The sequence below is a fragment of the Sporichthyaceae bacterium genome (assembly GCA_036269075.1).
In the GTDB taxonomy this organism is placed as follows: Bacteria; Actinomycetota; Actinomycetes; order Sporichthyales; family Sporichthyaceae; genus DASQPJ01.
Genome location: DATASX010000119.1, coordinates 22,666 through 48,720 on the forward strand (window position 1 = coordinate 22,666; position 26,055 = coordinate 48,720).

Below are 26,055 nucleotides of genomic sequence, written 5' to 3' on the forward strand. Positions count from 1 at the left end.
CCCGTCAGGACCGGGCGCCGCGGCGCGCGCGCAGGATCTCGAGCAGGACCGGGATCAGCGACAGCGCCACCACGACGCCGACCAACGGCAGCAGGTACTTGTCGATGCTCGGGACCCGGTCGCCGACCGCGCGGCCGGCCACTGTGATCCCCACACTCCAGATCAGCCCACCGACGACCTGCCACAGCGTGAACACCCGGGCGGGCACGCCCAACGCGCCGGCCAACGGGTTGATCACGGTGCGCACGAAGGGGATGAACCGGCCCAGCACCAGCGCCTTCGGGGTGCCGTAACGCTCCAGGTGCACCGTGGCGCGTTCGGCGGCCTCGTGCAGTTTGGGGTTCTTCCGCTGGTTCAGCAGCACCGGCCCCGCCCGGCGGCCGATCAGGTAGCCGCACTGCGCACCGAGCAGAGCCCCGGCGGCCGCGCAGAGCACCGCGGGCACCAACGGGACGTGGATGCCTTGGGAATTGGTCGCCGACAGCAGGCCGGCGGTGAACAGCAACGAGTCGCCCGGCAGGAAGAAGCCGACCAGCAGCCCGGTCTCGGCGAACATCACCACGAGCAGTGCTGCCGGGCCCATGTCGGCGAGCCAGTCGTGGGCGCTGACGGGGTTGAATCCGGACGCGACGATCAGGTTCACGGCACCGAACTCTAGACGTGGCCCTTGCGATCACCTGTGGTTCGACGCAACGCTCCGGTGTCGGTGGCCTGCCGCCGCTAGGGTCGGAAGCCGACGTCAGGGGGTGCGGAGCCGGCGATGGTCGAAGTGATCGAGCAGCCTGCCGTACGGGATACCCGCGTGCTCGTCGTCGAGGACGACGAGACGATCGGTGCCGACCTGGTCACCGCGTTGGCCGGGGCCGGGTACGACGTCGCCTGGGCGCGCGACGCGTCGTCGGCCCGCGAGCTCTCCCAGGGTGCCGAACTGGTCCTGCTCGACCTCGGCCTGCCCGACGGCGACGGCGTGACGGTATGTCAGGAACTGCGCGAGTCCGACTCGGGCGTGGTGATCGTGGTGGTCACCGCGCGCAACGAGGAGGCCGACGCCGTACGCGCGTTGGACGCGGGCGCGGACGACTTCGTCGCCAAGCCGTTCCGCCTCGGTGAGTTGCTGGCCCGACTGCGGGCGCACCTACGCCGGGGCTCGGACACCGGTGCGGACGAGGTGCACCTCGGCGGCCTGGTGCTCGACCACCGATCTCGGCGGGCCCTGTTCGACGGCGCCGAGGTCCCGTTGCGGCCGAAGGAGTTCGAGCTGCTGGGGGCGCTGGTCGCCGAAGCCGGCGGCGCGGTCCGCCGGGAAACGCTGATGGACCTGGTCTGGGACGAGAACTGGGAGGGGTCGACCAAGACCCTGGACGTCCACGTGGCCAACCTCCGGCGGAAATTGGCCGACGCCGGCGATCGGTGGGACCGGATCACCACGCTGCGCGGATTCGGCTACCGCTTCGAGGTCGACTGAAACCCACCCCCTTGATCGCACTTCTGCTGCCTGTCGCACCTATCGGAGGCCCCGGATAGGTGCGACAGGCAGCAGAAGTCGCAGAGCGGTGGTGGGACCCGTCAGCGGGGCTGGATCTCACCCATCGGGCCCCAGCCGGTGATGTCGGGGGAATCCGCGTAGACGATGTGCGGCTGCTCGGCAACCAGGTCGGGCGCGCGGTCCATGAACGCCTTCACGTGGGGCGTCGCCATGTGCGCGGACCCGGCATCGGCGTCGGTGAAGCACTCGACCGCGGCGAACACGTGCGGGTCGTCGATGTCGCGATACCACTCGAAGTATCGGTTGCCGGCTTCGGCGCTGACGTCGGCCCGGTACTGCCGGGCGACCTCGAGCCACTCGTCGAGCTTGTCCGGCCGGACCCGGAGCTTCAGGTTGATGAGGATCATGCGGCCGAGACTACGTGGCCTGGGCGCCGTACCGAACGGCTGCTCGTGCCCGGGCTTTGGTCGCCTCAACCTCGCGGTTGCGGGGCGGCGCCGGGGTCGTCAGCGCGTCCAGCAGCTCGCTGGAGGCCGCCGTGACCGCGGCGACGGCCCGGTCGAACGCGGCGGCGTTGACTGCCGATGGGCGGGTCGCGCCGCTGATCTTGCGGACGTACTGCAGCGCGGCCGCTGCGATCTCGTCCGCGGTCGCGGGCGGCTCGAAATTGTGCAGCGTCTGAATGTTCCGGCACATGCCGTCCACGCTAACCCGGTCGGTCAGCGACCGCGCGGGATCGTGATCGGCAGGCCGAGGCGGGTGAGAATGCCGGGCGGCGTCGCCGGCGCCGGGACGGGGGCCACCGTCGGTGGCAGGACGCCCTGGTCGACGACGATGTTGATCAGCAGCGGCGCGGGCATCATCATGCATCCCGCGTGTCCAGGCTGCGGGTGCATGCAGTCGGAGTCGAGCCGGCTGGAGATCGTCGCGTTGCCGAGCGAGATTGCCTTGAACGTGGCCGTGGCGTCGGACTGGGTCGGGTAGCCACCGCTGTGGACGCCCTCCCGCAGGACCTCCGGGTGGTCGACCGCGGGTGGGTCGTAGGAGCCGTGCAGGTCGACCACGATGCGGGTGCGCAGGGTGACGTTGAAGGTCTTGTTCGCGTCCTTCTCGCTGAGGTGAAGCACTGTCGACTTGTCGTTCGGCAGCGCCGCGGAACTGATCGCGGCCGACGCGGCGACCGGGGTGCACAACCCGGCGACCAACGCCCCGATCGTGGCCCGTCGCACCAGCTTTCCGTGCCCGCCCATGGGTCCTGTCCTCTCGTCGTCCTCGTACCCTGCACCGTCGGACGTTGCTGGGGCGCATTCGGTTCGGAACAAATGGTGCATTCCGGGCATCGTCGGCGAAGCTTTTCCGGGTTCTGACCCGCCGGGGGGACGCCCGCAGCCGACCGTTGCCCGGCCTTGCCACGGAGCCGACGCGAGTTACGTGGCCGTCCGCTCGGCCGCCGGGGTACGGCTTGCTGTCCCGCCGCGGCGGCGCCGGTCGGCCACGATCGTGCCCTTGTCGATGACCAGGATCCGGTCGCTGGCCTCCTCGTGGACCTGCTGGAACTGTTCGGCCACCAGCACCGCGACCCCGGTGTTCGCGATGTCGCGCAGCGCGGCGTAGACCACGTCGACGACGACCGGTGCCAAGCCTTGCGACGGTTCCTCGACCAGCAGCAGTCGAGGGCTCGGCATCATCGCCCGGGCGATCGCGACCATCTGCTGCTCGCCACCGGACAGCGTGCCCGCCTTCTGGCCGCGTCGGTCGGCCAGCACCGGGAACAGCGTGAAGACGTGATCGAGCCCGTCCCGCTTGCGGGAGCGGGGCAGCGCCGCGGAGCCCATGAGGAGGTTCTCCTCGGTGGACAGGTTCGCGAAGATCCGCCGGCCCTCGGGGGAGAACCCGATCCCGGCCGCGACCCGCTTGTGCGGCGCCCAACCGGCGATCCCGACGCCCTCCAGTCGGATGTAGCCCTGGATGACCGGGACCGTGCCCATGATCGTCTTGAGCAGGGTCGATTTGCCGGCGCCGTTGGCCCCGAGCAGCGAGACCACCTCGCCGGAGTTCACATGCAGGTTAACCTTGTGCAGCACGGCGAGGCCCGAGTACCCGGCGACCAGGGACTCGACCTGCAGGATCGGCAGGAGCTCGCTCACGGGGCCGGCCGCGCAGGGGCTCCGGCGCCCGCCTCGGCGTCGGCCTCGAGCAGTTGGGCGTCCGCGGCCTCGACCGCCTCGTCGAACCAGGTGAGCCGGGTGCCCAGGTAGTTCTCCTGAACGGCGACGTTGGCCGCGATCTCCTCCGGCGTGCCGGCCGCCATCACCGCGCCCTCGGCCAATACGTAGACGAGGTCGCAGGTGTCCAGCACGGCCTTGACGTAGTGCTCGACGATCAGGACGGACAGTCCGAGGTCGCGGTGGAGCCGGCGGACCAGGTCGAACAGTGCCGAGCTCGAGGCCGGGTCCAGACCGGCGGCCGGCTCGTCGAGCAGCAGCACCCGGGGGCCGGCGACGAGCGCCCGGGCGATCTCGATCCGCCGGCGGGCGGAGAACTCGAGCGTCCCGACCCGCTCGTCCCAGTACTTGTGGACGTCCAGCAGGCGGGCCGCGGCGTAGCCGACCTCTTCGGCCTGGCGCATCTTGTCCCAGGCGCTGCGCCGCCCGAGCAGGAACCAGGCCGGGTTGACGTGAATGGCCTGGTAGGCCCCGGCGCAGATGTTGTCGCCGGCGGTCAGTTCGGTGACGACCCGGGTGTTCTGGAACGTGCGTGCCATGCCGAGCTTGGACCGGTCCCAGGCCTTCATCCGGGTCACGTCGCGGCCGAACATCGCGATCCGGCCGGAGTCCGGCGGGGTGAAGCCGGAGATGACGTCGAACAGCGTGGTCTTGCCCGCACCGTTCGGGCCGATCAGGCCGACCATCTGGCCGGTCGGGACAGTGATGTCGGCGCCCCGCAGCGCCTGGATCGCACCGAAGGACAGGCGGACGTCCTCAGCGCGGATGGCCACGTCGTGATCGGGCCGCGGCGGCAGCCACTGCTCGATCAGCGACAGGCACTCCGCGCGCTCCTGCGGCGAGAGCACGTAGTTCGCCTCGTCGGCCAGGCCGTAGGCCTCCCGCAGCACGACGGTGGCCATCCGCTTGCCTTTGGTACGCATCCGCCGTGCGCCGTGCCGTAGTCGACGTTCCAGGTCCTGCATCCGGCCGCCGATGCCGCGGGCGCCGAACAGTGCCCCGATCGCCAGCGTCACCGAATACACGAAGTTCTGGTCGATGTGCCAGCGCTCCAGCGCGACCGGCATCACGATCAGCAGCGCCGCTACCAGGACCACCGAGGCCATCGAGTCGATGCCCGCGACCACCGGGATCGCCAGCAGCAGCAGAGAGTTCTGCACCCGGTAGGACAGGTACAGCGGCGGGCTGATGTAGAGCATCGCGCCCAGGACGCCGGCGATGCCGGCCAGGAAGCCGGCCGTGGTGAACGCGAAGACCCGGAACCGCGCGGCCGGGATGCCGACTGCGGCGGCCGACTGCCGATTCGAACCCACCAGCAGGAACGCCAGTCCCGTCGGGCTGCGCCGCAGGCGGACCAGCGCGACCAGCACGACCGCCAGCCAGCCCAGGCAGAGGAAGTAGAACCGGGTGTCGCTGGTGATGTCGATGCCGAACGGCCTTGGCCGCGGGTCGGCCAGCGGGGCGTGGCCGTCACCGCCGGAGGTACCGCCGGACAGCCAACCGACGTCGTAGATCGTCGTCTCGATCAGGATCTGCAGGCCGATCGTCAGCACGATCATGTACATCGCCGGCAGCTTGGACGACACCATCGCCAGCAACGCCATCGAGAGCGTGACCCCGCCGACGGCCAGCACAGCCGCGACGATCCACGGCAGGCCTTTGCCCTCGATCGGCCGGTTCAGCCAGTTGAAGTAGTACGCGGTGGTCGCGAACAGGCCGGCCGAGCACAGCGAGATCTCCCTGGTCCAGCCCTGCAGGACCAGCAGGCCCAGGCCGAGGATCGCCACCGGCACCGCGGCCGACAGCGTGTAGATCAGGTACTCCGGGGTGACCAGCACCCAGCCGAACAGACCCAGGGTCAGCAGCAGCGACCAGGGGCTGGACATCGCCCGGCGCACGGGCCGGGTCCTGGTCCACTGCCCGACGCCCTCGTCGCGGACCACCGGCCTGCCGCGAGTCATGTCTGATGGCCCGCGAGGAGGAAGAAGCTCTCCTTGCGGAACCGGGCTGCGACGATGATCAGCGCGAGCAGCGCCGTGAACAGCGTGATCTGCTGCCAACCGGCGCTGACGTCGCCGAACATCCCGGCGACCAGCGCGGTGTGCAGGGTGCCGTACACCAGCGCGGCGGCCAGCGCGAGTGGGACCGAGCGCATGCCGCCCACGATGGCCAGCAGCAACCCGACGACGAACAGGCCGAGCATGCCGTCGGCCGCCTCGGCGACCGCCCCGGCGTAGAGCGCTCCGGCCATCGACGCGATCGCTCCGGACACCCCGTAGACGCCGGTGCCGATCAGGCGCAGCTTGGTCCCGCACCAGACGCTGGCCTCGACGTCGTCGGCGATCGCCCGGATGGCCAGCCCGCTGTAGGTGCGGTTCAGGAAGATCGTCAACGCCACCACGATCGCGACCAGGATCAGCAGCGTGGCCAGGCGGTGATTGGTGATGACGACCTTGCCCACCCGGGTGCCCCCGGTGCCGAACGGGCTCGAGGCGATCGAGAAGCCGCCCGGGTCGAGGTAGAAGCCGGAAAGGTTGCCGACCACCAGCAGGCCCGCGATCGAGATGACCGTCAGGGTGATGCCGGGCAGTTCGGCCGTCCAGCGCGACATCACCAGCGTCCCGAACAGCGCCCCGCCGAGCGCGCCTGCGCCGATGACCAGGACGAACGCCGACCAGGTCCCCACGATCGGGTGCAGACCGAAGCCGTCGTCGTGGTTGCGGCCGTTGACCAGGACGGCGTAGAGCAGGCCGCCGAGGATCGCGAATCCACCGTGGACGAAGCCGATCGTTCGACTGATCCGATAGGTGAGCACCACCGCGACCGGCAGCAGTCCGTACAGCCCCGCCTCGAGCACACCCAGCGTGAGCACCGAGGGCAGCAGATCCAAGTGCATGCCCGAGCCTCCAAAGGGCCACCGGGACGCGGACCCCTCCGGCGAGATTAGGACAAGTCGGACAACCCAGCCAGGTCGCATCGGTACGCACCCGTTTCGGCATTCGGGTGAACTTTCGAAGACGTCCGCGGGTTACGAGAAATCGATGGGTGAGGGCAACCCGAGGACAGGTGCGCCGGGCGGCTGCTCTGAGCGTGTAACAGGAGTGACCAAACGACACCTTTGTGTCGAAGTGGTATCGGAGCTTGACAGTCATCGAGTCGCTGGAGTCACATATACACCGACAGACAACAATTTTCACAAATGTGTCTGCCCAGTTGGGCCGAGCCGACCGCACGCGGTGGGGACGTGCGAGTCGGCCGGTCCACCGGCCCTGCCCCGCGTATGAGAGAACGCCGCCCGCGTATGAGAGAACCCCGCCCGCTCATCGATGAGCGGACGAACGTGTTCGGCGGTTACCGGGCGCGGCGCTGCAGGCGGTCGACGTCCAGCAGGACGACCGCCCGGGCCTCCAGGCGCAGCCAACCGCGGCCGGCGAAATCTGCCAAGGCCTTGTTGACGGTCTCCCGGGAGGCGCCGACCAGCTGGGCCAGCTCCTCCTGCGTCAGGTCGTGCCCGACGTGGACGCCCTCCTCGGACTGCATGCCGAACCGGGTCGACAGGTCCAGCAGCGCCTTGGCCACGCGGCCCGGGACGTCGGAGAACACCAGGTCGCCGACGACCTCGCTGGTCCGCCGCAGCCGGCGCGACAGCTGGCGCAGCAGGGACAGCGCGACCTCGGGCCGGCCGTGCACCCAGGGCTTCAGATTCTCGTTGCTCAGCGCGAACAGCCGGGCCTCGGTGACGGCGGTGGCAGTGGCGCTGCGGGCGCCGGGGTCGAACAGCGACAGCTCGCCGAACATCTCGCCCGGCCCCAGCACGGAGAGCAGGTTCTCGCGGCCGTCGCTGGAGGAACGGCCGAGCTTGATCTTGCCTTCGGCGACCACGTAGAGCCGGTCGCCGGTCTCACCCTCGCGGAACAACACCTGCCCGCGGCCGAGGTTGACCTCGATCATCGAGCGTCGCAAGTCGGCAGCCGCGTCGTCGTCCAGAGAGGCGAACAAGGGTGCCTTCTTGATGACGTCGTCCACGTCCAACCTCCAATATCCGCAGGTGAGGAGCAGTCCCCCCGCCGCGTCGCTGACTCTAACGGGCCTGGCGTGGTCCGGGTCACACGCCTCTGCCGGGAACTGCCCGCGGGATAGCTGGTATGTCCGCAGCGGGTGACGACGCGTTCCGCGGCGGCCCACGTAATCTGGGCCGGTGCCGCGAACCCAGACCCCGGTGCCGTCCGGTCCGCGGCCGGGCGCCGCCCGCCGCTTCGACGACGAGACCCCGTTGGCCCTCACCCGCCGGGCCCGTCGCATCAGCCGCGAGCTGGGCGTGCTCTACCCGGACGCCCACTGTGAGCTGGACTTCGCCGACCCGTTGCAGCTGCTGGTCGCCACGATCCTGTCCGCGCAGACCACCGACGTGCGGGTCAACTCGGTGACCCCGGTGCTGTTCGCGAAGTACCGCACCGCCGCGGACTACGCGGCCGCCGACCGGGCCGAGATGGAGACGATCGTCGCCTCCACAGGTTTTTTCCGGGCGAAGTCCAACTCGGTCATCGGGATGGCCCAGGCCCTGTGCGAGCGGTTCGGCGGAGAGGTCCCGCCCCGGCTGGAGGACCTGGTCACGCTTCCTGGTGTGGGCCGCAAGACCGCCAACGTGGTGCTCGGCAACGCCTTCGGGATACCCGGACTGACCGTCGACACTCACTTCGGGCGCCTGGCCCGCCGCTTCCGCTGGACCCGGAACGACGACCCGGTCAAGGTTGAGCAGGACGTCGCCGCGTTGATCCCGCGCAAGGAGTGGACCGACCTGTCCCAACGGCTGATCTGGCACGGCCGGCGCCGCTGCTTCGCCCGCAAGCCGGCCTGCGGGGCCTGCTCGCTCGCCGAACTGTGCCCGTCCTACGGCGAGGGCGAGACCGACCCGGAGAAGGCGGCCAAGCTGGTGAAGACCGGTCCGCCGCGATGAGGTTCCTCCTCTTAAGCCGGGTCGGCGTCGTGGGGTTGCTGGGACTGCTGGCGGCGTGCGGATCGCACACCGTCGGGTCCACGACGACGACGGCGGCGACACCGAGCGCCGCGGCGGCCACCGTGAACTCCCGACCGGACGGCCCGTCGGTCCCGTGCACCGCGCTGGCGACCCCGCTGCCGGGCGGGTCGACGGGGTCCGGCGGCAAGCTGCCTGCGCTGCGGCTGGACTGCCTCGGCGGCGGTGCCCCGATCCGGCTCGTCGACCTGCGCGGTCCGGCGCTGCTGAACCTCTGGGCGAGCTGGTGCGGGCCGTGCGCGCAGGAGGCGCAGTACCTGGTCGCGGCCCACCAGGCGCTCGGTGACGCGGTTCGGTTCGTGGGCCTTGACCTGTCCGACGACCCGGCGGACGCCCGTGCCTGGAACTCTTACCACCAAGTGGGCTGGCCATCGTTGGAGGACCCCAACAGCTCGGTCCGCGGGCCCCTGCACGTCCCCGGCCCGCCGGTCACGTTCTTCGTCCGGTCCGACGGGACCGTGGCCGGGGTCCACTATGGTGCGTTCACCAGCACGGACGAGGTGCGCGCGGCCGTCGAGAAGAAGCTGGGTCCGGTCGCGAAGGGGAATGGGTGAATCTGCCCGAGCCGTTCGCCTCGTTGCTCGAGGTGGCGACCACGGCGCGTGCCGAGGACCTCGCGGTGGCGCTGCCGCCCGCGCAGGGCGGCCGCCCGGCCGCGGTGCTGCTGCTGTTCTGGGTCGATCCGGTCGCGGACCTGCGGGTGCTGCTGATCGAGCGGTCCTCCGACCTGCGCAGCCACGCCGGGCAGCCGGCTTTCCCCGGTGGTGCGATCGACCCGGACGACGCCGGTCCGGCGGGCGCCGCCGTTCGGGAGACCGTCGAGGAGACCGGGCTCGACGCCGCCGGTGTCGAGGTGCTGGCCACGCTCCCCGAGCTGTACATCCCGGTGAGCGGCTACGTGGTGACCCCGGTGCTGGCCTGGTGGCGGGAGCTGTCGCCGGTCGCGGCGGTCGACGCGGCCGAGGTCGCCGCGGTGCACGCCGTCCGGGTGGACGACCTGCTCGACCCGGCCAACCGGCTCATGGTCCGCCATCGCAGCGGCTTCATCGGGCCGGCATTCCGGGTCAACGGGATGCTGGTCTGGGGCTTCACTGCGAATCTGCTGGACCGGCTGCTGCGCCTGGCCGGTTGGGAACGGCCCTGGGCGCGCGACGACGTCTCAGAGCTGCCCGACGACATGATCCGGCTCGCGATGCGTTCGCTGGACGAGGCCGAGGCGGCCGCGCTGGCGAAGGAGTCGTCGGGGTGAGCGAGCCTGCGAGCGAACCGATGTCACAGTGTCCGCCGCCTCCCGACGTGCACGGCGCCCGGATGGTGCGCCAGTGAGCCAGCCTGTGAGCGAACCGATGTCACAGTGTCCGCCGCCTCCCGACGTGCACGGCGCCCGGATGGTGCGCCAGTGAGCGAGCCTGTGAGCGAACCGATGTCACAGTGTCCGCCACCTCCCGACGTGCACGGCGCCCGGATGGTGCGCCAGTGAGCCCGGTGGACCTGATCCTGATCGTCGCCTCGATCTCCTTCGGCGTCGCCGGGTTCCGGCAGGGCTTCCTGATCGGGTTCTGTGCGTTCACCGGCTTCCTGGCCGGCGGCATCATCGGCATCGGGATCGCGCCGAAGATCGTCGGGATCCTCGGTTCGCAACTGGGCCAGGCGATCTTCGCGGTCGCGGTGGTGCTGAGCCTGGCGACCGTCGGGCAGTTGCTCGGCTCGGTCGCCGGCACGGAACTGCGCCGCAGGTTGACTTGGCGGCCCGGGCACGTGATCGACGCGAGCACCGGGGCGGTCTTCGGCGTGGTCTCGCTGCTGGTGGTCGCGTGGTTCGTCGGCAACGCGCTGGCCCGCGCCCCGATCCCGAACATCACCACCGAGGTACGGCGCTCGGAAATCCTCGCCGGGGTCAACAAGGTCATGCCGTCCGGGGTGGCAGCCCTGGACCGGTCGTTGTCCCGGCTGCTGAACAAGAACGGGCTGACCCAGGTCTTCGGTCCGTTCGACAACGAGCGGATCCTGCCGGTGAACCCGCCGGACTCCTCGTCGCTGACCTCGGCTGCGGTGCAGACCGCCGCGGGCAGTGTCGTCAAGGTCGAGGGCGCCGCGCTGTCCTGCCGAAAGGCGTTGGAGGGCAGCGGGTTCGTGTTCGCCCCGCAGCACGTGATGACCAACGCCCACGTGGTCGCCGGCGTGACCAGCCCGACGGTCTCGGTCCGCGGCACCGGCAAGAAGTTGCAGGGCCGGGTGGTGCTGTTCGACTACCGGCGCGATGTCGCGGTCATCTACGTCCCCGGCCTGTCCGCCCCGACGCTGAACTTCGACACCTCCGGGGTGCGGCGCAACGACGCGGTCGCCGTGGGTTTCCCGCTGGACGGGCCGCTGAAGTTCGTCTCCGCCCGAATCCGCGAGGAGATCAACGCCCGCGGCCCGGACATCTACGACTCCGGCTCGGTCGACCGCGACGTGTTCTCGATCTACTCCCAGATCGAGCCGGGCAACTCCGGCGGCCCGCTGGTGTCGGTCACCGGCGGGGTCTACGGCGTGGTGTTCGCCAAGTCGGTGGAGAGCAGCGAGACGGGATACGTGCTGACGGCCAAGGAGGTCCAGACCGACGCCCAGAGCGCGCAGGACCTGACGACCAGCGTCGACACCAAGGGCTGCGTCTGAGCTGGTTGGCTCAACCGGTCAGGTGCGCCAGTAGTTCGGTGGTGACGGCGTCCGGTTGCTCCTCGTGCGGGAAGTGCCCGGCGCGGGGGATCGTCACCGACGTGTAAGGGCCCGCGACCCAGCGGCCGGACCCGCCGGCGGTCCGGCTCAGCACCACGGGGTCGGCGGCGCCGTGCAGTTGCAGGACGGGGCAGCGGACCGGCGCGCGCATCCGGCGGGCGAAGCGCTGCCCGTCAGGGCGGAACAGCGACCGGAAGGCCCACCGGTGGTACTCCAGCGCGCAGTGCGCAACCGCGTCGATCTGCATGGCCGCCCGGTAGCGGGCCGCGGTCGGTTCGTCCGGCCAACCGGTGCCGCCGGACCACTCCGACAGCAGTCGGCCCACCTCGGCGGCGTCGTCCCGGACCAGGCGCCGCTCCGGGACCCACGGTCGCTGGAAGCCGATCATGTAGGACGCCGCGGCCACCTGCCGTCCGGACCCGGCGATCGCGCCCCGCATCCGCAACGGGTGGGGCGCCGAGATCGCGACCAGCCCGGAGCACAGCTCCGGTTCGGTCGCGGCCAGCGTCCAGGCCAGCAACCCACCCCACCCGTGCCCCACGACGGTGGCCTGCGCCGCACCCAAGGACCGGATCACCCCGGCGACGTCACCGGCCAGCGAGAACGGGTCGTAACCCCGGGGGGTCTTGTCGCTGCCGCCGTATCCGCGCAGATCCATCGCGACGGCCCGACAGCCGGCCTCCGCCAGCGCGGGGAGTTGGTGCCGCCAGGTCCACCAGAACGTCGGGAAGCCGTGCAGCAGCAGTACCAGCGGGCCGGTGCCCGCCTCCACGACGTGGAACCGCGCGCCGTTGGCTGAAATCTGACGGTGCGCCCAAGGCCCCTCGGCCAGGACGACGTCGGTGTCGACCGGCATGGCTCGGTGTGGCGGCGCGGGGATCAGATGCCGGGTCGAGCCGGCGCGGCGCTCTTGCCGCGGTTCTTGAGCACGGCCACGGTCTGCTGGGCGCTGCGGATCGTGCGCTCCGGGGGGCCGACCCGCTTCAGCGCCGAGATCCCCACCAGGGCCAGCAGACCGGCCACCAACAGGTACGCCCCGCCGGCGATCAGGAAGGCCGCCCACAGCGGCAGGCCTGCCTTCGCCAACCCGTAGGCGAACCCGAAAGAGAACAGTTGGAAGGCGAACAGCCCCAGGAATGCGGCCCCGCCGAAGGCCCCGGCCCCGGCCGCGACCTTGCCGACCTGGGCGCCGACCTCGGCCTTGGCCAGGTCGATCTCGGCCTGGATCACTGTCGACAGGTCGCGGCTGGCCGCGGCGAACAACTCGCCCAGGGACGGCTCGTCGGCCGGTGCGACCGGTTCCAGCGCCATGCTCGCTCCCTCGTCGGGTCTGATCCTCGCCGGGGACAGTCTGCCGGGCACTGCGCCACGCTGCCCACGGCGGGGCCGGGCGCGTCGCACCTGACGATCCGTCAGTCCGGGGCGATCGGTGCGGCGGGTACGGTCGGGCAATGACTCCGAAGTCCAAGTTCATGCGTCCGGGCATCGCCGAGTACGTCTCGCTCAACGTCACCCCGCCGGACCCGTTGCTGGTGGAGCTGGCCGAGTACACGGCCGGTCTCGGCCGGATCAGCGGGATGCAGATCTCGCCGGAGCAGGGCACTTTCATGCGCCTGCTGGCGCGACTGGTCCGGCCCCGGTTCGCCGTCGAGGTGGGGACGTTCACCGGCTACTCCGCGATCTGCCTGGCCCGTGAGCTGGCGCCGGACGGAAAGCTGCTGTGCTGCGACGTCAGCGAGGAGTGGACTGGCGTCGCCCGGAAGTTCTGGGAGCGCGCCGGATTGGCCGACCGAATCGAGCTGCGGCTGGCCCCGGCCGCGGACACGCTGCGAGCGTTGCCCGCCGACGCGCAGGTCGACCTGGCGTTCATCGACGCCGACAAGGCCGGGTACGCGACCTACTGGGGTGAGCTCGTCCCGCGGATGCGCCCGGGCGGGGTGATCCTGGTCGACAACGTGCTGTGGTCCGGCCGGATCGTCGAGGAGGCCGATCAGGACCCGGACACGATCGCGTTGCGGGAGTTCGCCGAGTTGGTCCGCGCTGATTCGCGGGTGGAGCACGTCCTGGTGCCGATCGGCGACGGGCTGACAATGGCCGTCCGCAACTGAGGTCGACATGACGGCGGACCCGTTCGCGGCGCTGGCCGCACTGCCCGGCGTTGCCGCGGCGGCCGTGGCCGCCCGGGGCGCGGTCGACCGGTTGGCCGCCCATCCGTTGCTGCGCACCGACCCCGACGCGGTCCGCGGCGAGATCGCGCTGCGGGCGGCGCGGGCGGATGCCGCACTGGCCGGGCTGGACATCGACCTCGCGCAGTTGCGCGGCGGCACGGTGCTCGACGACTCGGCGCCGGCGTTGCTGCGGGGCGCGTTGCGGGTGGCCGCGGAACTCGGGCCGGCCGCCGCGACCTGGCGGGTGGCACCGCGGCAGGTATTGGCCCGGTTGCACGTCCTGGCCGCCGCCGACGACTCCCCTCCGGACGGGCTGGGTCGGCCCGGTTCGACCGCGGCCGCCCAACGACTTGATCTGTTGGCTGCCGCGTTGGACAGGCAGAGCGCGGCACCGGCGGTCGTGGTGGCCGGGGTGGTGCACGGCGAGGTCGCGGCGTGCGGCGCGTTCGGGGAATCGGCCGGCGTCGTGGCGAGCGCCGCGGCCCGCCTGGTACTCATCACCCGAGGGTTGGATCCGGCCGGGGTGGTCGCCCCGTCGATCGGGCACCTCGGACTCGGCGCGACCACGTACCGGGAATTGCTGGCCGGATATGCGACCGGGTCGAGCGAGGCGGTGGCGGCATGGCTGCGACACTGCGCGGCGGCGACCGGCCTGGCCGCCGCAGATGCGGTGGACGTGTGCGCGGCGATCGTCGCGGATCCGAAATCGAGCTCCCGAACCTGAGGTGGCGTCAGATCAACCTGACCGACCGTCAGGTTGGCTACTGGCAAGGCATTTGCACCGGGACAGGCGAACGGCGCCCCGACCGAAGTGGGACGCCGTCGCTGTGATGCGTCAAGCCGGGCTACCAAGCGTGCAACTCATATATCGCCGGACCAGGTCCAGCCTGTCACGACGGCCCGTACATGGGCAGGTAGCCGCGTGGGTACCCGGGGTGGCGCGTTGGGGGAGGTGACCCGGACGCTGTCGCGATCAACATTCGATCCACCTCAGCCGAGTTCAGGTCTACTCCGAACGTCGGCCGCGCGGAAGACCTGCCCGGCGCTTTTTACCCGACGCTCCGGCGCGTCGGCCAAAGCGCGAGAACGAACTAGCCAGTAAAGGAACTGTGTCGGTTTTTCACCCGATGCACGCTCCGTGAATCAGGGCTCGGCGCGCCGTGCGACCCACCACACGGCCGCGGCCGCGACGGCCCCGGCGGCCACCGCGGTCGCCATCACCGGACGGCTCGGCTTGCCGAAAGCGGGCATCCGGCGGCGCATCGAGACGGGCCGGTTGAAAGCCAGCACCGGCCAACCGTGAGCCAACGCCTCCTTGCGCAGCGCCCGGTCCGGGTTCACCGCGTAGCCGTGCCCGACTGCCTCGAGCATCGGCATGTCGGTGACCGAGTCGGAGTAGGCGTAGGACTCGGCCAGGTTGATGCCCTCGGCCTCGGCAAGTTCGCGTACCGCGACGGCTTTGTTTTCGCCGTAGGCGTAGAACTCGATCTCGCCGGTGTAGCGCCCGGCCTCGTCGATCGCCATCCGGGTGGCGATGACCCGGTCGGCTCCGAGCAATTCTCCGATCGGGCCGACGATCTCCGCGCCGGATGTGCTGACGATGACCACGTCGCGGCCGGCCAGCCGGTGCTGCTCGATCAGTTCGGCGGCCTCGTCGTAGATCAGCGGGTCGATGAGGTCGTGCAACGTCTCATTGATGATCTCCTGCACCGCGGCCACCTCCCATCCGACGCACAACGAGGAGAGGTATTTCCGCATGCGTTCGATCTGGTCCGCGTCGGCCCCGCCGGACAGGAACACGAAATGCGCGTAGGCGCTGCGCAACACGGCGCGACGGTTGATCAGCCCGCCGCGGTAGAACGGCCGGGAGAAAGTGAGCGCGCTGGACTTGGCGATGACGGTCTTGTCGAGATCGAAGAACGCCGCCGCGCGCGTCGGGCCGGGGTGGCGAAGCACGCGGTCGAGGATACGGCGCAGGGTTCCCCTGCGCTCGTGGCGCCCGACGTTCGTCGCTTACGTCGCGTGGCGGTGAAGTTTTTACGGACTTGCGTCGACCCACTGTTTACGCAGGGGGCCATTCGGGTACACCATGTGTCGTGCCGGTCGATATGACCGCGCCTATCCCGGTTCGGCTCCTCCCCCCCGAGTCGGACTGTGGCGACGGCCCCCGCTCTCCCCCCCGGCGGGGGCCGTCCTCTGTCTCCGTTCAGGTTCGACGGGGTCGGCTCCGTGTGGCGACGGCCCGCCCCCCGGCGGGGGCCGTCCGTCCTCTGTCTCCACCCAGGTCGGCCCGTGAGTTCGCAACCCCATCGCGCCCTCCTGGCACTGAGTTCCCTGCAATCCCAGCTGTAATCCCCCAGTTGTGATCCCTGGGCTGTGATTCACAACCCTCCGTCATCCACAGGCCCCCGTCATCCACAGGCGGGCCTTCCGGACTTCCCGATCGACCGTGCGCGCCCGAGGCTGCCTGGCGTGGTCGCGAGTCGGGGAGGGTGCGTTGTCCGAGAACGAAGTGGGAGCCGGGTCGGCCGGCCCGGGGTTGCCGTTGTTGATCACCGGCGACCCGGAGTTGCTCGACGAAGTGCTGCGAGCGGTCGACTCGGCCGGCGTGGGGTTGGAGGTCGTGCGCGAGGCCGGCGCTGCCCGGCGCGCTTGGTCGGGCGCGGGCCTGGTACTGGTCGGGGTCGACGCGGTCGACGACGTCACCCGGCGGCGGCTGCCCCGCCGTTGCGGAGTCGTGCTGCTGGGCCGCGATCTCGACGACGCCTCGGTCTGGGAGGGCGCTGGGGCGGTCGGCGCTGAGCACGTCGCTTTCCTGCCGGACGCGCACGACTGGCTGGTCCGTCGGCTCGGGGAGGCGCGGGAGGTTGCACCGCCGGTGCCGGTGGTGTGCGCGGTCGGGGGCCGAGGCGGTGCCGGGGCCAGCACGTTGGCGACCGCGTTGGCGCTCACCGCGGTCTCCCGAGGCCTGCGCTGCATGCTCATCGACGCCGACCCGCTCGGCGGCGGACTCGACCTGATGCTCGGTCCGGACACCGCCGGCGGGCCGCGTCGGCCAGGCGAGGGCGACGTCGGTCCCGGCGAGCCGGGCCTGTTCGAGACGTTCCCCCGGGTGCGGTCAGCGGCTGTGCTCAGCCTGCTGTCGTGGGACCGCGACGGGGTGCTGGAGATCCCGGCCGAGGCGATGCGGACCGCCCTGGAGAACGGGCGCCGGGACTGCGACCTGGTGGTGGTCGATCTGCCGCGGCGGCCCGACGCGGCCGGGCGGATCGCGTTGGCCTGCGCTGGCCCGGTCCTGGTGGTGGTCCCGGCCGAGGTGCGGGCGACCGCTGCGGCGGGCCGAGTGGTGGCGGCGCTTGAGGCTGCGGTTGGGTGCCCGGACCTTCGGATCGTTGTGCGCGGGCCGACGCCGTCGGGGCTGTCGCCGGTGCTGGTGGCCGCGGGGTTGGGGCTGCCGCTGGCCGGCTACGTCCGGGCCGACCGACGGCTGGCCGGGGCGTCGGAGCGCGTCGACCTGCCAGGTGTCGACCGGGGGCCGTGGGCGGCGTTGTGCGGTCGACTCCTCGATGAGCTGCTGGCCGCGAAGGCGGCGTCGTGAGCGACTGCGACAAGCGAGGAACGAGCGAGGAGCACAAGCGAACCGAGGGGGAGTCGTGATGCCGCGTCAGATCCGGGTCGCCGCGGTGGCCGGGCCTGCCGCGAGCCGTCCGACGGAGCTGTCGCTCGGTCCGCTGAGTCCGCTGCTGGACGAGCCGTCGGTCACCGACGTGCTGGTCAACGGGGCCGAGCAGGTGTGGGTCGACCGGGGAGCGGGCCTGGTACGGGTCCCGGTCCGCTTCACCGGTGAGGCCGACCTGCGCAGCCTCGCCGTCCGGTTGGTGAACTCGGTGGGCGGCCGGCTCGACGATGCCTGCCCGTGCGCCGATGCCGTGCTGCCCGACGGCGTCCGCATGCATGCAGTGCTGCACCCGTTGGCACCGGGCGGGACAGCGCTGTCGCTGCGGGTCCCCCGGCGGATCCCGTTCAGCCTCGTCGAGATGGTGGCCGCCGGCTCGTTGCCGGTGGCGGTTCTGCCGTGGCTGGAGGCGATCCTCACCGCGCGGCTGTCGTTCCTGGTCTCCGGGGCCGGCGGGTCCGGCAAGACCACGATGCTGACCAGCCTGCTCGGATGCATCTCGGGCAGCGAGCGGCTTGTCGTCGTCGAGGACGTCCCGGAGATCGACCCGGTCCATCCGCATGTCGTCCGCCTGACCGCACGGCCGGCGAACATCGAGGGCGTGGGCGCGATCCCACTGCGGGAACTGGTGCGCCAGGCGCTGCGGATGCGCGCCGACCGACTGATCGTGGGCGAGGCCCGCGGCGCCGAGGTGACCGACCTGCTGTCCGCGCTCAACACCGGCCACGACGGCGGCGCGGCCACGGTCCACGCCAATTCCGCCGGTGCGGTCCCCGCCCGGCTTGAGGCGCTCGCCACCGGGGCCGGGCTGAGCCGGGCGGCCCTGCACAGCCAACTGGCCGCCGGCGTCCAGGCCGTGCTGCACCTGAGTCGCGATGCCTGCGGCACTCGACGCCTGGTGGAGATCGCCGTCCCGCGCCGCCGCGCCGACGGGTTGGTGGTGATGACGGTGGCCCTGCGGGTGCTGCCGTTCGGGCTGCGGCCGGGGCCCGGGCTGGCCGACCTGACCCGGTGCCTGGCGCAGCGGGAGGTGGCGTCGCCATGAGTGAACGACTCGGGCCGGTGCGGCCCACGGTGATGATCGGTTGCGCGGCGGCCGTCGCGTTGGCGCTGACCGGCCCGGTGGCAGGAGTTCTTTGGGCGTTGTGCCTGGGCGGCGTGGCGGTGCTGGTCCGGCGCGAGGTCGAACGCGTCCGCCGCGGCCGGGCCGGCCGGGAGCGGGCCACGGAGGTGGCCCGGTTCGCCGCCGAGATGGCCGCCGAACTGCGGGTGGGGGTTGCGCCGCGGCCGGCGCTGACCCGGGTGGCGGCGAGCCTGCCGGTCGGTGGGTGGGCCGATCCGGTGGCCGCAGCGGCGGGATCGGGAGGCGACGTGGCGCAGGCGTTGACCGCCGCGGGCGCGGCTGCCGGCCTCGGCAGCCTGCGCGACCTGGCGGTGTGCTGGCGGTTGGCCGAGGGCACCGGCGCCGGGCTGGCGGCGGGGTTCGACGCCGTTGCCGCCGCGGCCGCCGAGCGGGAGATGTTGCGCGAGCGCCTGGCCGCCGAACTGGCGGGGGTCCGGGCCGGCGGTTGGGTGCTGAGTGGGCTGCCGTTGTTGGGGGTGCTGCTCGGGACCGCGGTCGGAGCCAGGCCGTTCGGTGTCCTGCTCGGGACCAGAGTCGGCGTCGGCTTGCTGGTCGTCGGATTGTTGCTCGACGCCGCCGGGGTGCTGTGGCTTCGTCGCATGATCGCGGCGGCCGAGGCGGTTCTCCCGTGACGCGGCTCCTGGGGCGGGGGCGGCTGGCGGCGCGCCGACGCATCGAGGCGGTGGCGGCCACCGAGCTGCTTGCGGCGTGCCTGGCCGCCGGGGCGAGCCCGGTGCGGGCGGCCGAGGCAGTGGCGGAGGTTCTCGACGGGCAGGCCGCGCAGGCACTGGCCGCCGCGGCCGGGGCACTGCGTCGCGGTGAGCCGCCGGAGCAGTGCTGGACCGGCCTGGCCGCGGTACCCGACCTCGCGGGTGTCGGCCGGATCCTGGCTCGGGCGTCGGTCTCGGGGACCCGGGCGGCGGCCGCCATGGGGGTGGAGGCGGCCGGGCTGCGGGCCCGCAGCCGGGCCGCGGCAGGCGCGGCGCTGGCGCGGGTCGGCGTCTGGTCGGTCGCGCCGCTGGCGCTGTGCTTCCTGCCCGCATTCGTGTGTCTCGGGGTCGTCCCGATCGCGCTCGGCCTCACCCCGGCGCTGCTGCGGTGACCGGGCGGGCACTTCGGAAAGTTCGGCGGCGCCGAGAGGGTCTCGGCCCGGAAGCAGGGGGAGGACATCCGATGAGGACGAAGTTGCTCCGGAGGGTGCTCGGGCGGGCGGTCGATCGCGGGATGAGCACCGTCGAGTACGCGTTGGGAACGTTGGCGGCCGCGGCGTTCGCGCTGGGCCTGATGAAGATCCTGACCAGTTCCCGGGTCGAGGCGTTGGTCAGCGGCGTGATCGAGCACGCCCTGAGCAAGCCGTTCTGAGGTGGCCGCCGGCAGGCGGGGGTCCCGGACTGCTCGGACGGCCGACCGCGGGGCAGTCACCGTGGAGCTCGCGTTGGCGCTGCCCGCCCTGGTCGTGGTCGCGTGGGTGGCGATCTGGGCGGTGGGACTCGCCGGGCTCCAGATGTCCTGCATCGACGCCGCGCGGGCTGGGGCCCGGGCGGCGGCGCGCGGGGAGAGCCTCGAGCAGGTCACCGAGCTGGTCAGGTCGATCGGTCCGCCCGGTGCCCGGGTCCGGACCTCCTCGACCGGCGAACTCGTGACGGTGCGGGTCGTCGCATCCAGCCGCACCCAACTGCTCGGGCGGTTGGGTCCGCAGGCCGTCGGGTCGGCGGTCGCCCGGCGGGAGCCGATCCCGCCGGAGGCGCGGCGATGAGTCGCGACCGGGGCTCGGGCAGCATCCTGATCCTGATCGCGGCAGCGATCGTCGCGGTCGCCGGCGCGTGCGCCATGACCACGGTGCGCTGTCTGACCATTCGGCACGAGGCGGCCGGTGCGGCCGACCTCGCGGCGCTGGCCGCCGCCGCGGGGCACGGCGACGGGTGCGCGAGCGCGGCCACGGTGGCTCGGGCCAACGGCACCCGCCTGGTGCGCTGCATCCTGGACCACACCGATCCGGCAGGCCCTGTCGCCGACATCGAGGTCGTCCGGTGGGTGCGAGTGAGCGGCACCACTCGCGCGGTCCGGGCGCGCTCGCGGGCCGGCCCAGCGGATGCCGCGGACGCTCAGGCCGGGGTGTCGCCCAGCAGCACGCTCAGCAGGCGAGCCCCGCCCACCTTGTCCAGCGGCCGATTCCCGTTGCCGCACTTGGGCGACTGCACACAGCTGGGGCAGCCGACCTCGCACGGGCAGTCAAGGATCAGGTCGCGGGTCGCCCGGAGCCAGTCGGCGGCCACCGCGTACCCACGCTCGGCGAAACCGGCTCCGCCCGGGTGCCCGTCGTGGACGAACACGGTCAACGTGCCGGTGTCGGGGTGCCGCGCGCTGGAGACCCCACCGATGTCCCACCGGTCGCAGCTCGCGAACAACGGCAGCAGCCCGATCGAGGCGTGCTCGGCCGCGTGGGCCGCCCCGGCAAGGTCGCCCGCCGGAACGGCGCTGTCGGCGATCTGACGCTCGCTCAGGGTCCACCAGACCGCGGTGGTCCGCAGCCGTTGCTCGGGCAGGTCGAGCGGCGTCTCGGCGAAGACCTGGCCGGTGCGCAGCCGCTTGCTCAGGTAGGACACGACCTGGGTGGTCACGTCCACGGTCCCGAAGTGGATCCGCGCTTGACCCGAGGGGCTGCTCTGCCGGACGTCGACGATCCCGATGTCGGCGATCTGCCGGGCCATCGTGGTGTGGTCGGGGTCGGCCCGCTCGAGCAAGGCCACGCCGTCCTCGAGGTCGAGGTGGTGCACCAGGTAGGTCCGACCCTGGTGCAGGTGCACCGCTCCGGGGTGGACGTGGGTGTGCGCCCGGGCCCCGTCGACGCTGCCCAGCACCCGCCCGGTGTGCAGCTCGACGAGGCGCACCTCGGGCCCGCCGCCGCCCCGGATGTCGCCGGGCAGCACGCTGGGGTCGCGCCGGGTCCAGTGCCAGCCGGTGCTACGCCGTCGCAGCAACCCGGCGCCGGTCAGTTCGTCCAGCAGGGGCTGCGCAGCGGGGCCGAACAGCTCCAGGTCGGCGTCGGTCAGCGGGGCCTCGGCCGCGGCCGCGCACAGGTGCGGGCCGAGCACGTACGGGTTGGCCGGGTCGATGACCGCGGCCTCCGGCGGGCAGTCGAACAGTGCCTCCGGGTGGTGGACGACGTAGTTGTCCAGCGGGTCGTCGCGGGCGATGAGCACGGCCAGCGCGTCGGCGCCGGCCCGCCCGGCCCGGCCCGCCTGCTGCCACATCGCCGCGCGGCTCCCCGGATACCCGGCCATGACCACCGCGTCCAGGCCCGCGACGTCGATGCCGAGTTCCAATGCGCTGGTGGTCGCCAACCCGCGCAGCGCGCCGGTCCGCAGGGCCGCCTCCAGCAGCCGACGCTCCTCCGGCAGGTAGCCGCCGCGGTAGGCGGCCACGGTCTCGCGCAGGTGCGGGGCGCACTGGGCCAGCGCCTCCCGCGCGATCAACGAGACCGTCTCGGCCCCGCGTCGGGACCGGACGAACGCCAACGCCTGGGACCCGCCCAGGACCAGGTCGGTGAGCAGATCCGCGGCCTCGGCCACGGCGGTCCGCCGCCGGCGTGGGTGCTCGTCGTCTCCGCCGGCCGCCGGGTCCCAGAGCAGCATCGTGGTCGCGGCGCGCGGGGAGGCGTCGTCGGTGACCGCGGCCGTGGGCAGCCCGGTGAGCCGCTGCGCCGTGCCCGCCGGGTCGCCGACGGTCGCCGAGGTCAGCACGAACGTCGGGTCACACCCGTGGGCCCGGCACAGCCGCCGCAGCCGCCGCAGCACGTGGGCCACGTGGGAGCCGAACACGCCGCGGTAGGTGTGGCACTCGTCGATCACGACCAGCCGCAGGCTGCCCAGGAACCGGTCCCACCGGTTGTGCGCCGGCAGCAGGGAGCGGTTGAGCATGTCCGGGTTGGTCAGCACGTAGTTGGCGTACCGCCGGATCCAGTCGCGTTCCGGGTGCGGGGTGTCGCCGTCGAACAGCGCCGGCCGCAGCCACTGTCCGCCTCGCCCGAGACGCACCAGCGAGTCCAATTGGTCGCCGGCCAACGCCTTGGTCGGTGCCAGGTACAGGACAGTGCCGCACCGGTTGGCCCGGGTCCGCCGCCGGTCGTCCTCCCACAGGGCGCTCAGGCCGGGCATCAGGTAGGCCAACGACTTGCCCGACGCCGTCCCGGTGGACAGCACCACGCTGGCCCCGCCGCGGACCAGCTCGGCGGCCTGCACCTGGTGCTCCCACGGTCGCGTGATCCCGCGGCCGGCCCACAGCTCGACCAGCTCGGCGGGCACCCAGGCCGGCCAGGCCACCGTGCGGCCGGGCCGGGCGGGCAGGTGCCGGACGTGGGTGACGCGGTCGGAGCGGGCTGCCAGCACCGCGGCCGGCCCGACTGACGGGACGGCGCCGACGGTCGACTCGGTCGCCGCGGCGGCAGTGCGAATTGCCACGGCAGGAGTCTGACTTGTCGCACCGACAATCGCGACCGGCTCGCCCGCCGACCGTTCGATGACTACCGGTCGGCGTCGGGACGGCACGTTCGGTCGAGGCCGACCCGCGACAGATGATTCAATGCCCGCAGCGCCGCTGGGTGGCCCTGAGCTGTCCAGCGGGAAATCTGCAGTTCGCAATTCCCTGCGGCCGCTGCGGCCCGCGGCCGGAACCGGTCTGCGGTCGACCGGGGGACAGCGTGGAGGTCCGTCGTGGAACTGTCCCTGGATACCCGGGCCGAAGGCGACTTCACCGTCGTCGAGGTCGGTGGCGAGATCGACGTCTACACGGCGCCCAAGTTGCGGGAGTGCCTGGTCGAGCTGGTCAACTCCGGCAAGCACAACCTGATCGTCGACATGGAGAAGGTCGAGTTCCTCGACTCCACCGGCCTCGGCGTGCTGGTCGGCGGGCTGAAACGGGTTCGGGCCCACGACGGCAAGCTGTTGCTGGTCTGTACCCAGGAGCGCATCCTCAAGATCTTCCGCATCACCGGCCTCACCAAGGTGTTCCCGATCCACGACTCCGTGGCCGAAGCAGTGGGTGCGACCGGCTGACGTCCGGGCCGATGATCGGTGGCGTGTCGCGGCGTGCGTAGACTCCGCAAGCGCTCGAGCGTGTGACAGCCTCGCGTTGCTGAACAGTGCCCGCGCGGCTGGAGCCGCGGCGGGTCCCCCCGGGCTCACGATTGCTCCGGGTACGCCTGGAACCTGAGGAGGACTGATGTCCGGGATCACCCTCGCCGCTGCAGCGGGCAGTGGCAAGGTCTCCTTGCACGGGCAAAACCTGGCCATTGTCGTGGCGGTGGCCGGTGTGGCTGTCTTCGCGCTTCTGGTGGCGGCGTACCTGGTCAAGGAGGTCCTACGGGCCGACGAGGGCACCGAGAAGATGAAGGAGATCGCGACGGCGATCCAGGAAGGCGCCTCGGCGTACCTGACCCGGCAGTTCAAGACCCTCGCCGTGTTCGCGGCCCTGGCCTTCTTCGTGCTGTTCGCCTTGCCTGCGGACTCCTCGAAGGAACGCATCGGGCGCTCGATCTTCTTCGTGGTCGGCGCGGTCTTCTCCGCGATCACCGGCTACGTGGGCATGTGGCTGGCCGTGCGCGCAAATGTGCGTGTCGCCGCGGCCGCCCGGGCCGGCAAGAGCGGCGAACAGCCGGCCACCCGGATCGCGTTCCGCACCGGTGGTGTAGCCGGCATGTTCACCGTCGGTCTCGGTCTGCTCGGTGCCTCCGTCGTGGTCCTCATCTACAAGGACGAGGCGCCGAAGGTGTTGGAGGGCTTCGGCTTCGGCGCGGCCCTGCTGGCAATGTTCATGCGTGTCGGCGGCGGCATCTTCACCAAGGCCGCCGACGTCGGCGCCGACCTCGTCGGCAAGGTCGAGCAGGGCATCCCCGAGGACGACCCGCGCAACGCCGCCACGATCGCGGACAACGTGGGCGACAACGTCGGCGACTGTGCCGGTATGGCCGCGGACCTGTTCGAGTCCTACGCGGTGACCCTGGTCGCCGCCCTGATCCTCGGTGTCGCGGCCTTCGGCAACGACGGCCTCGTGTTCCCGCTGATCGTGCCGATGCTCGGTGTGCTCACCGCGATCGTCGGCATCTTCGCGGTGTCCCCGCGCCCGAACGACCGCAGCGGCATGACCGCCATCAACCGCGGCTTCTTCATCTCCGCGGTCACGTCCGCGATTCTCTGCGGCGTCGCCGCTTTCGCGTTCCTGCCCGCGCACTACGAGGGCCTGAAGAACGTCTCGCAGACCGCGGGCATGGTGGTCGGCGGGCAGTTCACCGTCTCCGGCGACCCGCGGATGTTCGCGTTGGTCGCGGTGCTGATCGGCATCGTGCTCGCGGCCGCCATCCAGCAGTTGACCGGCTACTTCACCGAGACCAACCGCAGGCCGGTCATCGACGTCGGCCGCACCTCGCTCACCGGCCCGGCCACCGTGATCCTGGCCGGCATCTCGGTCGGTCTGGAGTCAGCGGTGTACTCGGCCGTGCTGATCGCGCTGGCCGTGTACGCGGCCTACCTGCTCGGCAGCGGCGTGCTGATCCTGGCCCTGTTCGCGGTCGCGCTGGCCGGTACCGGCCTGTTGACCACGGTCGGCGTCATCGTCGCCATGGACACCTTCGGCCCGGTCTCGGACAACGCCCAGGGCGTGGCCGAGATGTCCGGCGACGTGCACGGCGACGGCGCGCTGGTGCTGACCAAGCTCGACGCCGTCGGCAACACCACCAAGGCCATCACCAAGGGCATCGCGATCGCCACGGCCGTGCTCGCGGCGACCGCGCTGTTCGGCTCATACCAGGACGCGGTCGGCAACGCGATCGACCAGACCGGCGTGAACCTGTCCGAGAAGAGCCTGCGGATCCGGCAGTCGCTGGCGGTGTTCGAGATCATCAACCCGAACATCCTGGTCGGGCTCATCCTCGGCGCCGCCGTCGTGTTCCTGTTCTCCGGTCTCGCGATCAACGCGGTCGCCCGGGCGGCCGGCGCGATCGTGTTCGAGGTCCGCCGCCAGTTCCGGGAGATTCCCGGGATCATGGACGGCACTGGCAAGCCGGAGTACGGCAAGGTCGTCGACATCTGCACCAAGGACTCGCTGCGTGAGTTGGCCACACCAGGGCTGCTGGCGGTGATGGCCCCGATAGCCGTCGGCTTCGGCCTGGGTACCGCCCCGCTGGCCGGATTCCTCGGCGGCGCGATCGGGGCGGGCGTCCTGATGGCGGTGTTCCTGGCCAACTCCGGTGGTGCCTGGGACAACGCCAAGAAGCTCGTCGAGGACGGTAACCACGGCGGCAAGGGCTCCCCGGCTCACGAGGCCACGATCATCGGTGACACTGTCGGCGACCCGTTCAAGGACACCGCAGGCCCGGCGATCAACCCGCTGATCAAGGTGATGAACCTGGTGTCGCTGCTGATCGCCCCCGCGGTCGTGAAACTGACAGTCGGTCACGACGAGAACACCGGGGAGCGAGCGGGCATCGCGATCGCCGCGGCGCTGATCATCGTCGCCGCCGTGATCAACTCCAAGCGCAAGGACATCGCGGTCGGAGACAGCCCCGCGCCCGAGGCCGCCAAGGCGGACGCGGCCCACTCGACGACGTAGTCGCACACCGGTGTTCCGG

27 protein-coding genes are annotated in these 26,055 nt (G+C 71.6%); 15 read left to right on the forward strand and 12 right to left on the reverse strand.

All coding sequences use genetic code 11. The features are described from left to right. Positions 1-4 precede the first annotated feature (4 nt). Positions 5-643, reverse strand: coding sequence for a DedA family protein (locus VHU88_22515; protein HEX3614477.1), 639 nt, complete (start codon positions 641-643; stop codon positions 5-7). Between the two features lie 117 nt (positions 644-760). Between VHU88_22515 and VHU88_22520 the strand changes: the two genes are divergently transcribed. Beyond that, on the forward strand, positions 761-1,465 hold the full coding sequence (locus tag VHU88_22520) for a response regulator transcription factor (protein HEX3614478.1): 705 nt from the start codon (positions 761-763) through the stop codon (positions 1,463-1,465). Between the two features lie 101 nt (positions 1,466-1,566). Here the strand turns inward: VHU88_22520 and VHU88_22525 are convergent, their stop codons facing one another. The 7 genes from VHU88_22525 to VHU88_22555 form a co-directional block, all read right to left on the reverse strand. Beyond that, entirely contained in the window at positions 1,567-1,893 is a 327-nt protein-coding gene (locus VHU88_22525) for a putative quinol monooxygenase (GenBank protein ID HEX3614479.1), read from the reverse strand. A 10-nt stretch (positions 1,894-1,903) separates the two neighbouring features. Continuing rightward, positions 1,904-2,182: a DUF2277 domain-containing protein gene (locus VHU88_22530; protein HEX3614480.1), complete on the reverse strand. Its 279-nt coding sequence runs from the start codon at positions 2,180-2,182 to the stop codon at positions 1,904-1,906. A 23-nt stretch (positions 2,183-2,205) separates the two neighbouring features. Further along, the gene (locus VHU88_22535; protein ID HEX3614481.1) at positions 2,206-2,736 is read right to left on the reverse strand and encodes a hypothetical protein; all 531 of its coding nucleotides are present in this window, start codon (positions 2,734-2,736) and stop codon (positions 2,206-2,208) included. A gap of 177 nt (positions 2,737-2,913) precedes the next feature. Further along, the gene (locus VHU88_22540; protein HEX3614482.1) at positions 2,914-3,633 is read right to left on the reverse strand and encodes an ABC transporter ATP-binding protein; all 720 of its coding nucleotides are present in this window, start codon (positions 3,631-3,633) and stop codon (positions 2,914-2,916) included. Continuing rightward, the gene (locus tag VHU88_22545) at positions 3,630-5,672 is read right to left on the reverse strand and encodes a branched-chain amino acid ABC transporter ATP-binding protein/permease (GenBank protein ID HEX3614483.1); all 2,043 of its coding nucleotides are present in this window, start codon (positions 5,670-5,672) and stop codon (positions 3,630-3,632) included. Before VHU88_22545 ends, VHU88_22540 begins: the two co-directional genes overlap by 4 nt. Then, positions 5,669-6,607: a branched-chain amino acid ABC transporter permease gene (locus tag VHU88_22550; protein HEX3614484.1), complete on the reverse strand. Its 939-nt coding sequence runs from the start codon at positions 6,605-6,607 to the stop codon at positions 5,669-5,671. Before VHU88_22550 ends, VHU88_22545 begins: the two co-directional genes overlap by 4 nt. Before the next feature lie 455 nt (positions 6,608-7,062). Further along, on the reverse strand, positions 7,063-7,737 hold the full coding sequence (locus tag VHU88_22555) for a Crp/Fnr family transcriptional regulator (protein HEX3614485.1): 675 nt from the start codon (positions 7,735-7,737) through the stop codon (positions 7,063-7,065). A 172-nt stretch (positions 7,738-7,909) separates the two neighbouring features. Here VHU88_22555 and nth point away from each other — a divergent pair, with 172 nt between their 5' ends. The 4 genes from nth to VHU88_22575 all read left to right on the forward strand — a co-directional run bounded on the left by nth (position 7,910) and on the right by VHU88_22575 (position 11,404). After that, positions 7,910-8,668: an endonuclease III gene (gene nth / locus VHU88_22560; GenBank protein ID HEX3614486.1), complete on the forward strand. Its 759-nt coding sequence runs from the start codon at positions 7,910-7,912 to the stop codon at positions 8,666-8,668. Then, a complete protein-coding gene (locus VHU88_22565; GenBank protein HEX3614487.1) occupies positions 8,665-9,300 on the forward strand; it encodes a TlpA disulfide reductase family protein in 636 nt (211 codons plus the stop codon). The genes nth and VHU88_22565 overlap by 4 nt, the downstream gene beginning before the upstream one ends. After that, a complete protein-coding gene (locus tag VHU88_22570) occupies positions 9,297-9,995 on the forward strand; it encodes a CoA pyrophosphatase (GenBank protein ID HEX3614488.1) in 699 nt (232 codons plus the stop codon). The genes VHU88_22565 and VHU88_22570 overlap by 4 nt, the downstream gene beginning before the upstream one ends. Positions 9,996-10,222: 227 nt before the next feature. Next, positions 10,223-11,404: a MarP family serine protease gene (locus VHU88_22575; GenBank protein HEX3614489.1), complete on the forward strand. Its 1,182-nt coding sequence runs from the start codon at positions 10,223-10,225 to the stop codon at positions 11,402-11,404. 10 nt (positions 11,405-11,414) lie between these two features. Here VHU88_22575 and VHU88_22580 read toward each other — a convergent pair whose 3' ends face one another. Continuing rightward, the gene (locus VHU88_22580) at positions 11,415-12,320 is read right to left on the reverse strand and encodes an alpha/beta hydrolase (GenBank protein HEX3614490.1); all 906 of its coding nucleotides are present in this window, start codon (positions 12,318-12,320) and stop codon (positions 11,415-11,417) included. A gap of 23 nt (positions 12,321-12,343) precedes the next feature. Next, the gene (locus VHU88_22585; protein HEX3614491.1) at positions 12,344-12,775 is read right to left on the reverse strand and encodes a phage holin family protein; all 432 of its coding nucleotides are present in this window, start codon (positions 12,773-12,775) and stop codon (positions 12,344-12,346) included. 140 nt (positions 12,776-12,915) lie between these two features. Between VHU88_22585 and VHU88_22590 the strand changes: the two genes are divergently transcribed. Together VHU88_22590 and VHU88_22595 are read left to right on the forward strand one after the other, a co-directional pair. Then, the gene (locus VHU88_22590; protein ID HEX3614492.1) at positions 12,916-13,572 is read left to right on the forward strand and encodes an O-methyltransferase; all 657 of its coding nucleotides are present in this window, start codon (positions 12,916-12,918) and stop codon (positions 13,570-13,572) included. A 7-nt stretch (positions 13,573-13,579) separates the two neighbouring features. Further along, the gene (locus tag VHU88_22595; protein ID HEX3614493.1) at positions 13,580-14,356 is read left to right on the forward strand and encodes an oxidoreductase; all 777 of its coding nucleotides are present in this window, start codon (positions 13,580-13,582) and stop codon (positions 14,354-14,356) included. 419 nt (positions 14,357-14,775) lie between these two features. On the opposite strand, the gene VHU88_22600 is transcribed toward VHU88_22595, so the two are convergent. Beyond that, entirely contained in the window at positions 14,776-15,588 is an 813-nt protein-coding gene (locus tag VHU88_22600; GenBank protein ID HEX3614494.1) for an HAD-IB family hydrolase, read from the reverse strand. Positions 15,589-16,129: 541 nt separating this feature from the next. On the opposite strand from VHU88_22600, the gene ssd reads away from it, so the two are divergent. The 6 genes from ssd to VHU88_22630 all read left to right on the forward strand — a co-directional run bounded on the left by ssd (position 16,130) and on the right by VHU88_22630 (position 20,187). Continuing rightward, complete coding sequence (gene ssd / locus VHU88_22605; GenBank protein HEX3614495.1) at positions 16,130-17,230, forward strand: septum site-determining protein Ssd; 1,101 nt, start codon at positions 16,130-16,132, stop codon at positions 17,228-17,230. Positions 17,231-17,288: 58 nt separating this feature from the next. Next, a complete protein-coding gene (locus tag VHU88_22610) occupies positions 17,289-18,353 on the forward strand; it encodes a TadA family conjugal transfer-associated ATPase (protein HEX3614496.1) in 1,065 nt (354 codons plus the stop codon). Beyond that, positions 18,350-19,063, forward strand: a complete 714-nt coding sequence (locus VHU88_22615) for a hypothetical protein (protein HEX3614497.1) — start codon at positions 18,350-18,352, stop codon at positions 19,061-19,063. Before VHU88_22610 ends, VHU88_22615 begins: the two co-directional genes overlap by 4 nt. Further along, positions 19,060-19,533 (forward strand): type II secretion system F family protein, encoded by a 474-nt coding sequence (locus VHU88_22620; protein HEX3614498.1) that lies wholly within the window; start codon positions 19,060-19,062, stop codon positions 19,531-19,533. The genes VHU88_22615 and VHU88_22620 overlap by 4 nt, the downstream gene beginning before the upstream one ends. 71 nt (positions 19,534-19,604) lie before the next feature. Beyond that, positions 19,605-19,793 (forward strand): DUF4244 domain-containing protein, encoded by a 189-nt coding sequence (locus VHU88_22625; protein ID HEX3614499.1) that lies wholly within the window; start codon positions 19,605-19,607, stop codon positions 19,791-19,793. A 61-nt stretch (positions 19,794-19,854) separates the two neighbouring features. Further along, entirely contained in the window at positions 19,855-20,187 is a 333-nt protein-coding gene (locus tag VHU88_22630) for a TadE family type IV pilus minor pilin (GenBank protein ID HEX3614500.1), read from the forward strand. Between the two features lie 349 nt (positions 20,188-20,536). Here VHU88_22630 and VHU88_22635 read toward each other — a convergent pair whose 3' ends face one another. Next, positions 20,537-22,891 carry a DEAD/DEAH box helicase gene (locus VHU88_22635; GenBank protein HEX3614501.1) on the reverse strand — a complete coding sequence of 785 codons (2,355 nt, stop codon included), beginning with the start codon at positions 22,889-22,891 and terminating at the stop codon, positions 20,537-20,539. Positions 22,892-23,143: 252 nt separating this feature from the next. Here VHU88_22635 and VHU88_22640 point away from each other — a divergent pair, with 252 nt between their 5' ends. Then, positions 23,144-23,485 carry an STAS domain-containing protein gene (locus VHU88_22640; protein ID HEX3614502.1) on the forward strand — a complete coding sequence of 114 codons (342 nt, stop codon included), beginning with the start codon at positions 23,144-23,146 and terminating at the stop codon, positions 23,483-23,485. A gap of 166 nt (positions 23,486-23,651) precedes the next feature. Further along, complete coding sequence (locus VHU88_22645) at positions 23,652-26,036, forward strand: sodium-translocating pyrophosphatase (protein ID HEX3614503.1); 2,385 nt, start codon at positions 23,652-23,654, stop codon at positions 26,034-26,036. The last annotated feature ends 19 nt before the right edge of the window (positions 26,037-26,055 follow it).

What these genes read in the sequence shown, in the direction of transcription:
- VHU88_22545 (HEX3614483.1), bottom strand. Translation starts at nt 5,672, where the DNA reads ATGACTCGCGGCAGGCCGGTGGTCCGCGACGAGGGCGTCGGGCAGTGG.
- VHU88_22525 (HEX3614479.1), bottom strand. Translation starts at nt 1,893, where the DNA reads ATGATCCTCATCAACCTGAAGCTCCGGGTCCGGCCGGACAAGCTCGAC.
- VHU88_22565 (HEX3614487.1), top strand. Translation starts at nt 8,665, where the DNA reads ATGAGGTTCCTCCTCTTAAGCCGGGTCGGCGTCGTGGGGTTGCTGGGA.
- VHU88_22550 (HEX3614484.1), bottom strand. Translation starts at nt 6,607, where the DNA reads ATGCACTTGGATCTGCTGCCCTCGGTGCTCACGCTGGGTGTGCTCGAG.
- VHU88_22520 (HEX3614478.1), top strand. Translation starts at nt 761, where the DNA reads ATGGTCGAAGTGATCGAGCAGCCTGCCGTACGGGATACCCGCGTGCTC.
- VHU88_22590 (HEX3614492.1), top strand. Translation starts at nt 12,916, where the DNA reads ATGACTCCGAAGTCCAAGTTCATGCGTCCGGGCATCGCCGAGTACGTC.
- VHU88_22625 (HEX3614499.1), top strand. Translation starts at nt 19,605, where the DNA reads ATGAGGACGAAGTTGCTCCGGAGGGTGCTCGGGCGGGCGGTCGATCGC.
- VHU88_22585 (HEX3614491.1), bottom strand. Translation starts at nt 12,775, where the DNA reads ATGGCGCTGGAACCGGTCGCACCGGCCGACGAGCCGTCCCTGGGCGAG.
- VHU88_22535 (HEX3614481.1), bottom strand. Translation starts at nt 2,736, where the DNA reads ATGGGCGGGCACGGAAAGCTGGTGCGACGGGCCACGATCGGGGCGTTG.
- VHU88_22595 (HEX3614493.1), top strand. Translation starts at nt 13,580, where the DNA reads ATGACGGCGGACCCGTTCGCGGCGCTGGCCGCACTGCCCGGCGTTGCC.
- VHU88_22615 (HEX3614497.1), top strand. Translation starts at nt 18,350, where the DNA reads ATGAGTGAACGACTCGGGCCGGTGCGGCCCACGGTGATGATCGGTTGC.
- VHU88_22580 (HEX3614490.1), bottom strand. Translation starts at nt 12,320, where the DNA reads ATGCCGGTCGACACCGACGTCGTCCTGGCCGAGGGGCCTTGGGCGCAC.
- VHU88_22610 (HEX3614496.1), top strand. Translation starts at nt 17,289, where the DNA reads ATGCCGCGTCAGATCCGGGTCGCCGCGGTGGCCGGGCCTGCCGCGAGC.
- VHU88_22530 (HEX3614480.1), bottom strand. Translation starts at nt 2,182, where the DNA reads ATGTGCCGGAACATTCAGACGCTGCACAATTTCGAGCCGCCCGCGACC.
- VHU88_22645 (HEX3614503.1), top strand. Translation starts at nt 23,652, where the DNA reads ATGTCCGGGATCACCCTCGCCGCTGCAGCGGGCAGTGGCAAGGTCTCC.